Origin of the sequence: Streptomonospora arabica (genome assembly GCF_039531585.1) — a bacterium.
GTDB lineage: Bacteria > Actinomycetota > Actinomycetes > Streptosporangiales > Streptosporangiaceae > Streptomonospora > Streptomonospora halophila.
On record NZ_BAAAQI010000004.1, the window covers coordinates 238,632 to 252,872 of the forward strand.

At 73.5% G+C, this 14,241-nt stretch carries 9 protein-coding genes; 7 read left to right on the forward strand and 2 right to left on the reverse strand.

What is annotated here, in order from left to right; all coding sequences use genetic code 11:
• Positions 1 to 26 precede the first annotated feature (26 nt).
• The 6 genes from ABD284_RS09495 (at position 27) to ABD284_RS09520 (ending at position 8,559) form a co-directional block, all read left to right on the forward strand.
• Entirely contained in the window at positions 27 to 719 is a 693-nt protein-coding gene (locus ABD284_RS09495; RefSeq protein WP_344142273.1) for a DUF305 domain-containing protein, read from the forward strand.
• A gap of 165 nt (positions 720 to 884) precedes the next feature.
• A complete protein-coding gene (locus tag ABD284_RS09500; protein WP_344142275.1) occupies positions 885 to 2,360 on the forward strand; it encodes a cytochrome ubiquinol oxidase subunit I in 1,476 nt (491 codons plus the stop codon).
• A gap of 12 nt (positions 2,361 to 2,372) precedes the next feature.
• A complete protein-coding gene (gene cydB, locus ABD284_RS09505; RefSeq protein WP_344142276.1) occupies positions 2,373 to 3,467 on the forward strand; it encodes a cytochrome d ubiquinol oxidase subunit II in 1,095 nt (364 codons plus the stop codon).
• A 21-nt stretch (positions 3,468 to 3,488) separates the two neighbouring features.
• Positions 3,489 to 5,795 (forward strand): ABC transporter ATP-binding protein/permease, encoded by a 2,307-nt coding sequence (locus ABD284_RS09510; protein ID WP_344142277.1) that lies wholly within the window; start codon positions 3,489 to 3,491, stop codon positions 5,793 to 5,795.
• Between the two features lie 95 nt (positions 5,796 to 5,890).
• Complete coding sequence (gene cydC, locus ABD284_RS09515) at positions 5,891 to 7,636, forward strand: thiol reductant ABC exporter subunit CydC (RefSeq protein ID WP_344142447.1); 1,746 nt, start codon at positions 5,891 to 5,893, stop codon at positions 7,634 to 7,636.
• Positions 7,637 to 8,028: 392 nt separating this feature from the next.
• Positions 8,029 to 8,559 (forward strand): hypothetical protein, encoded by a 531-nt coding sequence (locus tag ABD284_RS09520; RefSeq protein ID WP_344142278.1) that lies wholly within the window; start codon positions 8,029 to 8,031, stop codon positions 8,557 to 8,559.
• Between the two features lie 97 nt (positions 8,560 to 8,656).
• Here ABD284_RS09520 and ABD284_RS09525 read toward each other — a convergent pair whose 3' ends face one another.
• Complete coding sequence (locus ABD284_RS09525) at positions 8,657 to 9,265, reverse strand: DUF1707 SHOCT-like domain-containing protein (RefSeq protein WP_344142279.1); 609 nt, start codon at positions 9,263 to 9,265, stop codon at positions 8,657 to 8,659.
• Positions 9,266 to 10,608: 1,343 nt separating this feature from the next.
• Between ABD284_RS09525 and ABD284_RS09530 the strand changes: the two genes are divergently transcribed.
• Positions 10,609 to 12,513 (forward strand): UvrD-helicase domain-containing protein, encoded by a 1,905-nt coding sequence (locus ABD284_RS09530; RefSeq protein WP_344142280.1) that lies wholly within the window; start codon positions 10,609 to 10,611, stop codon positions 12,511 to 12,513.
• A 140-nt stretch (positions 12,514 to 12,653) separates the two neighbouring features.
• Here the strand turns inward: ABD284_RS09530 and ABD284_RS09535 are convergent, their stop codons facing one another.
• Positions 12,654 to 14,240, reverse strand: a complete 1,587-nt coding sequence (locus ABD284_RS09535; protein ID WP_344142281.1) for a DUF6114 domain-containing protein — start codon at positions 14,238 to 14,240, stop codon at positions 12,654 to 12,656.
• Position 14,241 lies beyond the last annotated feature (1 nt).

A 14,241-nucleotide genomic window follows, 5' to 3' on the forward strand; every position in this document is an offset into this window, starting at 1 on the left:
AGGTTCCCATAGGTGGCGAAGAGCATATGACAGAGACCGTGGACGAAGACACCTCGCAGGACGGCGACGAAGCCGCCCCCGCCCGGCGTCGGCGCACGGTGCCGCTGCTGATCGCCGTCCCCCTGGTCGTCGTGGCACTGGTCGGCGGCTACCTGCTCGGACGGCCCGCGTACCCGGTCGACGGATCCGCCGACGCGGGATTCCTGCGTGACATGAGCGTGCACCATTCGCAGGCCGTGGACATGTCGCTGATCGTGCTGGAGGAGGCCGACGACCGCGTGCTGCGGACCCTGGCCACCGACATCCTCCGCACGCAGCAGGAGCAGATCGGCCGGATGCAGGGCTGGCTGGTCGAGTGGGGCCTGCCCGCACGCGGTGCGCAGCCGTCCATGGCCTGGATGGAGGGCCACGGCAGCCACAGCGGGCACGGCGGCAGCAGGGGCGGTGACGGCGGCGAGGGCTCGGCGCGGATGGCAGGCATGGCCACGGAGGCGGAGATGGACGAGCTCCGCGCGGCGGAGGGCGAGGAGGCCGAGGTCCTCTTCCTGCAGCTGATGATCGACCACCACGAGGGCGGCGTCGACATGGCCCAGGCGGAGGCCGACCTGGGCGGCGAGCAGATGGTCGTGGACTTCGCCCAGGGCATGGTCGAGGCGCAGAACAGCGAGATCGAGCTGATGGAGCGCATGCTGCGCGACCGCGGCGTCGATCCCGAGTAACAGCGGGAGCGGCCCCGCTCCGTATCCGGATCCCCGGATCCGCCCGCGTTGCGGCGGGTCCGGGTGACGTGTCCCTCTCCGAACCCGGTCGACTTACGACGCTCTGTAGAACTACAGTTTGTAGTACTACGGGCCGTCTACATAAGGACCCTTGGAGAGGCGGGCATGGACGCTCTGGATCTCGCACGGTGGCAGTTCGGCATCACGACCGTCTACCACTTCCTGTTCGTGCCGCTGACGATCGGGCTGTCGGTGATCGTCGCCTCGCTGCAGACCGCCTGGCACCGCACCGGCAGGTACCGGTACCTGCGGGCCACGAAGTTCTTCGGCAAGCTGTTCCTGATCAACTTCGCCATGGGCGTGGTCACCGGCATCGTGCAGGAGTTCCAGTTCGGGATGAACTGGAGCGAGTACTCCCGCTTCGTCGGCGACGTCTTCGGCGCCCCACTGGCGATGGAGGCGCTGCTGGCGTTCTTCCTGGAGTCCACGTTCATCGGCCTGTGGATCTTCGGCTGGGACCGGCTGCCGCGCCGGGTCCACCTGGCCTGCATCTGGGCCGCGGCCGTCGGAACCAACATGTCGGCCTACTTCATCCTCGCGGCCAACGCCTGGATGCGGCACCCGGTCGGCTTCACCCGCGACGAGGAGACCGGCCGCGCCCAGCTCACCGACATCTGGGCGGTACTGGGCAACACCCAGGCGTGGTCCACCTACCTGCACGTGGTCTCCGCCGCGTTCATCACCGCGGGGATGTTCGTCGCCGCGGTCAGCGCCTACAAGCTCTGGACCTCACGGCCGAGCGGGCCGGGCGGGGGCACCGACGGCGAGGACCCGGCCCCCGGGGCGAACACCCCCGCCGGCCGCGAGCGGGAGCTGTTCCGGACCACGCTGCGGGCCGGCATGGTCGTCACCCTGATCGCGGGCGTGCTGGCGGTCTACTCCGGCGACCACCAGGCCAAGCTGGCAGCCGCCTACGAGCCGATGAAGCTGGCCGCGGCCGAGGCGCACTGGGAGACCGAGGAGGGCGCCCCCTTCTCGACCTTCGCCGTCGGCGACACCGACGAGCGGCTCAACGTCGTCGACGTCAACGTGCCGCACGTGCTGAGCTTCCTGGCCACCGGAAAGATCGACGGCACCGTCGAGGGCATGAACGACCTGCAGGAGCAGTACGAGCAGACCTACGGAGAGGGGAACTACATCCCCAACGTCTTCGTCCTGTACTGGTCCTTCCGGCTGATGATCGGCCTCGGGCTGTTCGGTGTCGGCGTCTCCGCGCTGGGCCTGTGGCTGACCCGGCGCCGCCGCCTGCCCCGGACCCGCTGGTTCTACTACGCGGCGGTCCTCGCGCTGCCCGCCGCCCTGGCCGCCAACATCCTGGGCTGGGTCCTCACCGAGATGGGCCGCCAGCCCTGGACCGTGCACGGCGAACTGCTCACCGCCGCCAGCGTCTCCCCCGGCGTCAGCCTGGGCACCGTCGCGTTCTCGCTCGCCGCCTTCACCGGGATCTACGCCGTGCTCGCGGTGGTCGAGGCCGGGCTGCTGTGGCGCTACGTCAAGGCCGGCCCGTCCCACGTCATCCCCGACCGCGACGACGAGGACGAGCAGACCGCCGACTCCCCCGTGCCGGCCTTCGTCTACTAGGAGCCGACGACCATGGAACTGCCCGACATCTGGTTCATCGCCATCGCGGTCCTGTGGACCGGCTACTTCGTCCTCGAAGGCTTCGACTTCGGCGTGGGCGTCCTGCTGCCCCTCATCGGCCGGGACGACACCGACCGGCGGGTGATGATCAACGCGATCGGCCCCGTGTGGGACGGCAACGAGGTGTGGCTGATCACGGCCGCCGGCGCGATGTTCGCCGCGTTCCCCGCCTGGTACGCCTCGGCGTTCAGCGGCTTCTACCTGCCGCTGCTGATCGTGCTGCTGGCGCTGATCGCGCGCGGCGTCGCCTTCGAGTACCGGGGCAAGGGCGACACCGACCGCTGGCGCGCCTGGTGGGACCGCGCGATCGTCTTCGGCAGCACGGCGCCGGCGGTGCTGTGGGGGGTGTTCTTCGCCAACCTCGTGCGCGGTGTGCCGATGGACGCCGACGGCATCGTGGCCGCGGGGATCACCGACCTGCTCAACCCCTACGCACTGTTGGGCGGGCTGACGACGCTGGCGGTGTTCACCCTGCACGGCGCGGTGTTCCTAACTCTCAAGACCTCCGGGCCGGTGCGGGCCCGCGCCCGCGCGGCCGCACTGCGCACGGCGGCCGTCGCGGTGCCCGCGGGCGCGGGGTTCCTGGCGTGGACGCAGTACGCCTACGGAGCCGCCTGGACGCTGCCGGTCGCCGCCGCGGCCGCGATGGCGCTGGTGGCCGGCGCGTTCCTGGCCGCCGCGGGGCGCGAGGGCTGGTCGTTCACGGCGACCGCCGTCGCGATCGGCGCGGCGACGGTCACGCTGTTCGGGTCGCTCTACCCGGCGGTGCTGCCCTCGACCACCGACGCGGCCTACGACCTGACGGTGGCCAACGCCTCCTCGGCCCCCTACACGCTCACCGTCCTCTCGTGGGTGGCGGTGGTCTTCCTGCCGCTCGTCCTGGCCTACCAGGCGTGGAGCTACTGGGTCTTCCGCAAGCGGGTGAGCCGGGAGCAGATCGACCCCGCCCCCGCCTATGGTGGCCGTGAGCCGGCACGCGCGGGCGGCGGGGAACGCCCGGACGCCGGGACGCCGTCCGCCCCGGCGCCGAGCCCGTCCGGCGACTGACGACCCGGGAGGACGTGGTCCATGAAGCCCCTCGACCCCCGCCTGGTGCGCACCGCAAGCGCCGTTCGGGTGCACCTGGCCGTCACAGTGGCCACCGGGGCCGCGGTGACCGGGTTGATCCTGGTCCAGGCGTGGCTGCTGGCTCGGGTTATCACCGGTGCGGCGTCGGGGGCGGGCACGGCCGAGCTGGGCTGGGCGATCGGCGCGGTCGCCGCCGTGGCCGTGGCACGGGCGGCCATGGCCTACGGCGCGGAGACCGCCGCCCTGCGTTCGGCGGCGAAGGCGAAGTCGCAGCTGCGCCGGCGGCTGGTGGCGCACGTGACCGGCACCGCCGGTGCGGACGGCCCCCGGGAGGGCAGGGGGGATGACGACTCCCGCGGGCCCGCGCAGGGCTCGGGGGTGGAAGCGGTCTGGTTGTCAGGGCAGACCGGTTCCGAAGAGGGGACGAGCACGCCACGCGCCGGTGAGTTGGTCACGCTCGCCACTCGTGGCCTCGATGCGCTGGATGACTACTTCGCCCGGTATCTCCCGCAACTGGCGCTGGCGGCGCTCGTCCCCGCCGCCGTCCTCGTCGTCGTGGCGAGCGCGGACTGGATCTCGGCGGCCGTCATCGCGGTGACGCTGCCGCTGATCCCGCTGTTCATGGCGCTGGTCGGCCTGCACACGCAGGCGCGCACCCAACGGCAGTGGCAGCTGCTCAACCGGCTCGGCGGCCACTTCCTGGACGTGGTGGAAGGGCTGCCGACTCTGGCGATCTTCCGCCGGGCCAAGGCGCAGGCCGCCATCATCCGCCGCATCACCGACGAGCACCGGCGCACCACCATGTCCACGCTGCGCGTGGCCTTCCTGTCGGCGTTCGTGCTGGAGCTGCTCTCGACCCTGGCCGTGGCCCTCGTCGCGGTCGAGATCGGCATCCGGCTGATGTACGGCATGCTCGACTACCAGACCGCGCTGCTCGTGCTGATCCTCGCTCCGGAGGCCTACCTCCCGCTGCGCGAGGTCGGCTCGCGCTTCCACGCGAGCATGGAGGGGGTTGCGGCGGCAGAGCAGGTGTTCACCGAGCTGGAGAGGCGACGAGCGAGCGGAGTGGACGACGCCGAGCGCCCCACCCCCACGCAGCGTCCGCGCAGCGGAGCGAGGAACCGAACGCTCCAAGAAAGCACCCCGCTGGAGAGGCGACGAGCGAGCGGAGTGGACGACGGCGACACCGAAGGCGACACCCGGCGTCCGCGCAGCCGAGCGAGGAGCCGAACGCTCCAAGAAAACACCGAGCTGGAGAGGCGACAAGCGAGCGGAGTGGACGACGGCGACACCGCAGGCGACACCCGGCGTCCGCGCAGCCGAGCGAGGAGCCGAACGCTCCAAGAAAACACCGAGCTGGAGAGGCGACGAGCGAGCGGAGTGGACGATGCCGAGCGCCCCGCCCCCACGCAGCGTCCGCGCAGCGGAGCGAGGAACCGAACGCTCCAAGAAAACACCGAGCTGGAGACCCAACCAGCGAGCGGAGTGGACGACGGCGACACCGAAGGCGACACCCGGCGTCCGCGCAGCCGAGCGGACGCCGCACCCGCAGGTCGCCGCGATGCGGCGTGGATCCGGCTGGAGGACGTCCGGCTCGTCTATCCCGGCCGCGAGACTCCCGCGCTCGACGGTGCGAGCCTGCTGATCGAGCCGGGCCGGTCGGTGCTGCTGGTGGGGCCGAGCGGGTCCGGCAAGAGCTCCCTGCTCTCGCTGCTGCTGCGGTTCACCGAGCCCGTGTCGGGCCGGATCGTGGTACGCGGCGCCGATGACCGCCCGGGTGCCGGCGGCGCCGAGCACACGCCCGACGGCTCTGCCCCCGACGGCGCGGAGTGGACCCCGTTGCAGAGCATTCCCGCCGACGCGTGGCGCAGGCGCATCGCGTGGGTCCCGCAGTCGCCCTACCTCTTCGACGACACGGTCGCCGGCAACATCCGCCTGGGTTCGCCCGAGGCGGGCATCGACGAGGTCCGGCTGGCCGCTGAGCGCGCCGAGGCCGACGAGTTCGTCCGCGCGCTGCCCGAGGGCTACGAGACCCGCCTGGGAGAGCGCGGCGCCCGCCTGTCCGCCGGGCAGCGGCAGCGCATCGCCGTGGCGCGCGCGTTCCTTCGCGACGCCCCGATCGTGCTGCTGGACGAGCCCACCGCCCACCTCGACCCCGACAACGCAGCGGCGGTGCGTACAGCGGTGACGCGGCTGCTCTCCGGCCGCACGGGCGTGGTCGTCGCCCATGACACCCGCTGGGCCGACGCCGTCGACGAGGTGGTTTCGGTGCGGGAAGGACGCGTCGAATCGGGGGTGGCCTCGTGAGCGGCGACAGCATCCCGCAGTCCCCCGCCGGGGCCGCGGCGCAGGCCGGGCACGACGCCCGTCCGGCCGCTCCCGGCCGGGACCCGCTGTGGCGGATGATCGCGCTGGCGCGGCCGCGCAGCAGCCGCTTCGTGCTCGGGGTGGTGCTGGGCGCGCTCGCGACCGGGTCGGGGGTGGCCCTGCTCGGCGTCGCCGCGTGGCTGATCGCGCGGGCGGCCGAACACCCGCCGATCACGGCGCTGAGCATCGCCGTCGTCGCCACCCGGGCGCTGGGCATCTCCCGTGGCGTCACGCGCTACCTGGAGCGCCTGGTGACCCACGACGCCGCGTTCCGGACGCTGGCCGACGTGCGGGTGCGGGTCTACCAGCGGCTGGCCCGCACCGAGCCGGTCCGGCGGTTCCGCTCCGGCGACCTGGTGTCGCGCCTGGTCAGCGACACCGACGCCACCCAGGACCTCCTCGTCCGCGGGTTGACGCCGCCGCTGGCGGCGGTGCTGACCGGCGGCTCGGCGGTGGTTTTCTGCACGGTGCTGCTGGTGCCGGGCGGACTGGCGCTGGGCGCGGGGCTCGTGCTGGCAGGCCTGGCCGTGCCGCTGTTCGCGGCGGCGCTGGGGCGGCGCCCCGGGCAGCGCCAGGCCGCGGCCCGCGGCGAGCTGGCCACGGCGCTGGTGGACACCCTTTACGGAGCGCCGGACCTGGTGGCCTACGGGGCGATGGACCGTGCGGTGGCCCGGGTGAACGACGCGGACGAGGAGCTGACGCGGATCGCGCGGCGCGACGCGGCGGTCCTCGGCTTCGGGGCGGGCGCCGTATCGCTGATCACCGGCCTGACGGTGTGGGGCACACTGCTGCTCGGCGTCGCGGCCGTGGAGGGCGGCTCGTTCAGCGCCGTCTCGCTGGCCGTGCTGGTGTTGACGGCCCTGGCGGCGTTCGAGATCGTGGCGCCGCTCCCCGCCGTCGCTGCGCGGCTCGGGGCGATCCGCGCGGGCGGCGAGCGGCTGTTCGGCATCCTGGACACCCCGCCCGAGGTCGCACCGCCCCCGGAGCCGGGGCGCCGGCTGCCGTCGGCGGAGGGCTCGGGCGGCACGGACGGGTCGGACGGTTCGGACAGCGGCGGCGCGGTGGAGGGACTGCGCGTTCGCTCCCTCAGTGTCCGGTACGGACCGCAGGAGCCGTGGGCGCTGAAGGGCGTCGACCTCGGCGTCGCACCGGGAAGCACCGTCGCGGTCGTCGGACCCAGCGGCGCAGGGAAGAGCACCCTGGCGGCCGTGCTGCTGCGGTTCCGCGACCCCGACGACGGCACAGTGGAGCTGGACGGCGCCGACATCACCCGCTACGACGCCGACGAGGTCCGCGGGGCCGTCACCGGCGTGCCCCAGGACCCGCACATCTTCGCGAGTACCGTGCGGGAGAACCTGCGGCTGGCCGCACCGGCCTCGGACGACGACCGGTTGTGGGAGGCGCTGGAGCGCGTCCGGCTGGCCGGCGATGTGCGGGCGATGCCCCGGGGGCTCGACACCGAGGTGGGTTCGCACGGGATGCGGCTGAGCGGCGGCATGCGGCAGCGGCTCGCGCTCGCGCGGGCGCTACTGGCGGCGCCGCGGGTGCTCGTCCTGGACGAGCCCACGGCGCACCTGGACCCCGATACGCGCAACGCTGTCACCGACGACCTGCTGACGGCGGCCGAGGGGTACTCCACGCTGCTGATCACCCACGATCTGGCGGGCCTGGAGCGGGTGGACACCGTCTACGTGGTCGCCGAAGGCGAGGTCGTCCAGGTCGGCACACACGAGGAGCTGGCGGATCAGGACGGCTGGTACGCGCGCGCCCTGCGCGTGTAGGGCGTCGGGCGCGGCGCGCCGACCGGCGCCGGGGCGACGGACGCGCCGACCGCAGTGCGCGTCGGCGATGCGTCGCGGCACGTCGGGGTCTCGAAGACGGGGGCGGTGTACCGGCCACCGGCCGCCCGCGACGGGCTTCCTCCAGGCCGGTGATCTTCACCCCTAACAGCGCCGCGCCCCACAGGCCGAGGCGGCGTGCGCACCGGCCCCGCGTGCGAGTGGGCTCGCCGCCGAGCCCGCTCGCCCCTTTCCACGCGTGGACGAGCGGGCTGCGGGCGTTGTCCACAGGCGGTGAATCCGGCTGGAGCCGCGGTGCCCGGCGCTTCGAGCATGGAGGTCGGTCGGGCGTCCACAAAGGATGTCCTCGGCTCCATCGGAGGTGCACCATGGGCATGACCGCCCGCGTCCTGTTCACTGTCCTCGTCTGCACAGTGCTCGCCGTCGGCATCGGGCCTGTGCCACCGCCGCCGGCCGGCGGCGCGGTCAAGGGGGTCGGAATGCACGAGCTGGCGGGCTTCACCGTCGGACACCTGCCCGAGGGCGTCGGCGGCCAGGTCTCCGACTTCCACACCGAGTGGGGCGGCGTGGCGTTCTCCTCGCGGGTGTGGGAGCGCGAACTCCCCGACGGCGGCTACACCGTCGACCTGAAGCTCAACGTCCTGCGGGGCGAGCGGCTCGGCGACCTCCCGTCGGTGCGGGCCTTCCTCTCCGAGTACCACGAGCGCGATGCGGCCGCCTGGGACCTGCGCCCGTTCCGCCACGGCGCGGCGGCCGGGCACCGGACCGACGGCCTGGTGTTCTGGCTGGTGGAGCCCGGGCTCGTGGTGGAAGTGCGTCTGGATCCGGCCCGGTTCGGCGAATCCGAGCTCACCGCGACCGCGCTCGGTGTGCGACGGGTGGAGCCGGCGAAGCGCAGCGGCTGACCTCCGCCGAGCGGACGCGGCCGACCAGGCCGGTCCGGCGCCGTGCGCGCCGCCGGGTCGTCGCCGCACGCGCCGTTGCCGCGGCGGGGCCGCGCCCTCACCACATCGTCCAGTCCACCCAGTCGTCCATCGGCCGCCGATAGCGCACCCGCAGCGCCCCGCCCTTGAGGCTGCCGGTGATCCGGAAGTGCGGTGCCGGCGGAGCGGGTATGTCGGGCACGGCCGAATCGCAACTGCCGAACCAGGACGTGTCCACGGCGGCGACGGCGGTGGCCGCGTCCGGGAGAATGATCTTGATAAAGCCCCAGGGGCCGTGCAGCACGATATCGACGGTGTCGACGAGCAGGTTCGCCTCGGAGAAGTCCAGGCGGGTGTCGCCGTAGGGATTTCCGATCTCGACCCGCTGGGGCACGCGCCAGTTTCCGTTCCGGACCACGGTTCCCGCCGTCGAACGGATCACCAGCGGTGTGGAGGGGCCGGTCGGCGCCGGCGCGCCGGCGCCGACCCGCGGTGCGGGCACCGGCGCGGGCGGCGCCACCCCCGCCACGGGGAGGTCGGCCGTGATGGGCGCGAGATCGGCGTAGGTGCGGGCACGGTAGGTCAGATCGAGGCGTTCGTGCAGTTCGTCGAGCGTGATGCGGCCTTCGGCGACCGCGTCGCGCAGGAGGCGCGCCACCTCGTCGCGGTCGTCGTCCGACGCCCGCATCAACCGCGCATCGCTTTCCGGCTCCACTCCGCTCCCGTCGCCGTGCCCGATCGGGGCGCCGTCCGAGGCCGTGCGCGCCGCGCCGTTTCCGTGCCCTCAGCGTGCGCGAAAGTCCTGTCCGGTCGACCCGATATCACTTATAGCGGCAAATCATCCCAGAGGCCTATAGAGGGACGGAATCATCTCAAGGTAAGCAAAACAAGACCCTGAGAAAGGTGCTCAGGATTCCGCTGTCCATGCGATGATTGTTCGTCGATTGATCGGTGGGTGCGACGCGAGGACATCTCCCATGCCCGGCCCGGGCGCAGCCCGGCGGTCGGTGCCGCGGACAGCATGCCCGCGCCGCCGATGTGCCATGCGGATCGGTTCTTCGCATGCGGCCGCCCGCGCGCCCGGCCGGGAGCCCGAGTGTTCGGCCCCGCAGTGACGCCTGCCCGGCGGCGGCACGGCCTCCGGGCCGGAGGAGCCGGCCCACCGGAGACGTCGGCTGAGGCCCCTGCCGGGGTAGGACGGGCCCCGGCAGGGCCCTGAGCCCTGCCTCCGCCTCCGGTGTCCGGTGCGCGCCCGGCGCCTGTCAGGCGGCGCCTGAGGACGTACGGGCGACCGGACGGCGACCGGACGCCGCGAGGCCCCCCTCGTGCCGCAGCCCGCAGCGAGGCGGCACAGGCGAGCCGGCGGCGCCCGCACGCGCTCGCTCGGCCGAGCGCGCACGGCCGCCGCCTTCGCGGGCGGCCGCCTTCGAGACCCCGCGCAGAGCCGTACCCGGCGGCGCCCGGTGGACGCGAGCCCGCGTGCGGGGCGCGCTTGCAGTCGACGGCACGGGAACGAAGCGTCGCCGGCGATCGGCGCGACGGCGGCTGACGGGCGGTCCGCGCGGCTCGGGGATATGCCCCGGAGAGGCAGGCGGTCTCAAAGGCCCGGCTCCTCCGTCCCGCCTTTAACGGACACCCCTGACACCGCTCCCGCCCCGAGGACGGACCCGCCTTGTTCGGCTTGTCTCCGGGCGTTTCCGGATCAGCCGCCCCGTTTTCGGTCATCCCGAATGACGCTTTCCGGACCCCACGCGTCCCCGCTGATCCGGCCCTCACCACCCGCATAGGCACCACCCCACCCACCGACTCGAAAACATCTCCGAAACGGGCGCCGTGACCTGCCTATTCATCGGCGGCCACGACGCGCCGGAACCCGACCGACATCCGCTTTCCCGCCGCGTTTGCCCAAATTCCGCCGCGAGCATGTCTGTTAACGAACGCGCTGGTCGGCGGCCGATCCGCCCCCGAAAACCCCTCCCCACCCGACCTCGACACAGCACCTCAGGAACGCGACCGGAGGAATACGCAGACGTGCCGAAGCTCGCCATTTCCCCGACCTTCCTCTCCGAATTCTCCCGACTCGACCATGCGATCCAGACCGCGGCGCTCACGGCCGTGCAGGCGTACATGACGGGCGACGACGCCCGGACCGAGACCGTGGCCGATGCATCCGACCCCCGGGTACGACTGCTGCACGTCGGCCAGGAGTGGAGCGGGGTGGTCGCGCCCGGCGCCGAGGGTTCCGCGTGGCTGATCGCGATCCGCCGGCACGACGACGCGGCCGCGCTGGCGCGGGACCTGCCCGCGGCGGAGCTTCCGTCGGCGTCCCGGGCCGGGTCGTCCCAGGTCGCAGCGCCCGACGACGGCACGATCGAGCTCGTCGAACCCGGCTCGGACGACTCCCCCGCGCTCACCGGGCCGCCCCGCGTGTCGGGCCCCGAGGAGCTCTCCGCCGTCCTCGACAAGTCCTTCGCCGACTGGCAGATCACCCTGCACCCGCGCCAGCACCGCATCGTCGACGCCCGCTTCGCCGGATCGGCGCAGGTCACCGGCGGTCCGGGCACCGGCAAGACGGTGCTCGCGCTGCACCGCGCCGCACACCTCGCCCACCGCGACGCGGCCCGGTACCCCGACGACGAGCGGCGCAGCATCCTGGTCACCACGTTCAACCGGGTGCTGGCCCAGATCCTGTCCCAGCAGCTCGACCGCGTCCTACCCGACCGCGCGCTGCGCGACCGGGTCGAGGTCGCCACCGTTGACAGCCTCGCCCGCTCCCTGGTCCAGGAGCGCAGCGGGCGCAGCCCCGAGACGCTCGGCCGCGAGGAACTGAGCGAGCGCTGGCGCGACGCCGCCCGCGCCGACGGCCTGCCGTACTCCGGCAGGTTCCTCGTCGACGAGTGGGAGCAGGTGATCCTGGCGCAGAACATCACCCGCCTGCCCGACTACATCCGCTGCGAGCGCAGCGGCCGCATGCTGCACCTGGCGCCCGAGCACCGCACCCGGGTGTGGGAGACCGTCCAGCGCTACACCGGCGCGATGGAGGTCGCCAACGAGTGGTCCTACCCGCAGGTCGCCTTGGAGGCCGCGCGCGTGCTCGGGCGCTCGGGCCCCCGCTACCGCCACGTCGTCGTCGACGAGGCCCAGGACCTGCACCCGACCCAGTGGCGGATGCTGCGCGCCGCGGTGCCCGCAGGTCCCGACGACCTGTTCATCGTGGGCGACCCGCACCAGCGCATCTACGACAACCGGGTGTCCCTGGCCTCGCTGGGGGTGAACGTGCGCGGCCGCAGCCACCGGCTGCGCGTGAGCTACCGCGTCTCCCAGGAGATCCTCAGCTGGGCGATGCCGATCCTGGGCCGCCATCCGGCGCTGGGCATGGACGACAACGCCGACACCCTCGCCGGATACCGCTCACTGCTGCACGGCCCCGAGCCCGTGGTGCGCGGCTGCGCGTCACGAGCCGAGGAGCGCACCGCCATGGGCGACTGGGTGCGGGTGTGGCTCGAAGCCGGCGTCGCTCCCAGCTCGATCGCGGTGGCGGGCCGCAACCAGTGGGTGGTCCGGCACATCGCCAAGGAACTGCAGGCCCGCGGCGTTCCCACCGCTCCCCTGGACTCCGCCGAGGACGTCCGCGCGGTCCGGGTCGGCACGATGCACCGGCTCAAAGGCCAGGAGTTCCGGTGCCTGGCGATCGTCGGCATGAGCGAGCCGCTGCTGCCGCCCAAGGCCGCGGTCGACTCCGCCGAGGGCGACCCGGTCGCGCTGGAGCAGGTCTACCAGCAGGAGCGCAACCTGCTGTTCGTGGCCGGCACCCGCGCACGCGACGCCCTCTACGTCTCCTACGCCGGTGCGCCCAGCCGGCTCCTGCCGCAGGTGGAGGGCGCCGCCCCGCACGCCGGGGCGGCGGAGGCCGCCGGGGCGCTGTCCGGAGTCTGACGGGCTGAGCCGGCCCGGTCGGCGCGGCAGTGCGGTGGGGCGGTCCGCGGACCGCCCCACCGTCCGTTCACCAGCGGGGCGCCGGCCGCCGACCGCCACCGGGCCCGACGATGGCCGGCACCGTCGCCCCGGCCCTGCGCTCAGGGCTTCACCCGCTCATCGAGGCCGGTGATGTCCACCGTCTGGGCCTGGGCCAGCGGCTGGTCGGCCTCAAGGTCGGTGACGGTCATCGACGGCAGAAGCAGCGGGGGCGGGAAGTCCGGCGTGAACTCCAGCGGGATGCCCAGTATCCGCACCTTCATCCGGGTGACGTGCATGACGACGTCGCCCGACATGGTCATCGCGGGGATGTCGAGCGAGGTGGTGGTGCCGTCGTGCTCGCTCCACTGCCGCGCACCGCTGAACTCCGCGGTGTCCATGGTCAGCTTGAGGTAGCGCACGGTTCCGCCCTTCACGGGGTACTCCACCACGCCCTCGAAGGCCGCACCCTCCATGCTCAGCTCGTCGGCGCTCAGCCCGGAGGTATCGGTGTGGGCGAGCCACCGCCCGTCGCCCTCGTGCACCTGGAACTCGGGCGCCTCGCCGTTCTCCTTGGCCTGCCGGCAGGCTTCGAGCAGAGCCCGGTACTCCTGCTCGCTCATGGAGGACGGCCCCTCGTGGACCTCGCACTCCGCGCCGGTCGAGGGCTCCTCCTCGCTCTCCTGCCCGGAACCGCCCTGCCCGTCCTGCTCGCCGGTGCCCGGACCGCCGTCGGATCCGCCGTCCGCGCCGCCCGAAGGCGACGGCGCGGGCGTGGGCGCGGGAGTCGGCCCGGCGGAGGGGTCCTCGGGGGCGGGGGTCTCCTCACCGCCGCCGAACCAGTCGTCCCAGGGCCAGGTGACGGTCGCGGGCACGGGGACCGCGATGGCCAGCGCCGCGGCGACCGCGGCCAGGGAGTGCAGCCGGTCGCCGCCCGAGGGGCCGCCGGAGCCGCTGCTCCCCCCGGAGGCGGGGTCGTCCCGGCCCACCGAGCCCGGGCCGTACGCGCTGTGCCGACGCGGGTGCCCGGCGGAGTCTTTGCCGGGCGGGCCCTCCGGCGACGTGAGGTAGGTGGCGCCGCCGACTCCCGCACCGCCCCGAGCGGTCCCGCCCGCGTCCTCGGCGTCCTCGGCGGGACCGCGCACCACATCCGCTTCGCCGCGCCCGGCGGCGCGCTCACGCTCCGGTGCGCCGGCGTCGGCCGGCGGCTCGTCCCCGCCGCGCGCCGCGGCCTCGTCCTCGACCGCACCGCCGGAAGGCGGGACGTCGGTCCGCTCCTCACTGGCGGGCCCGCGCCGGCGGCCGCGCCGGCCCGCGCGCGCCGTGCGCTCGCGGTGGGGCACCCAGGCCGCGGCCAGCGCACCGCCGACCAGGCCGAAGAGCATCCCGAATCCGAACCCGCCGAAGTTCGAGGTGACGAAGGAGACGAGCGAGAGCAGCACCGCCGCGACGCCGTAGAAGACCCGCTGCGGCGGCTGGAGCCACACCAGTACGCCGACGGCCATCAGCAGCAGTCCGGCGAAGTACCCGGAGATGCCCGCGATGCCCTGCTGCACGATCAGGTCGAGGGGGTTCAGGGCGGGCGCCGCGACGATCACGATGCCGGCGAGGAGGACCAGCAGGCCGCCCCAGAATGGGCGGCTCCTGCGCCACACCCGAAACGCCGAGCGCGCGGTCTTCCACCCGCTGGAGGTGCCGTAAGGGGTCATC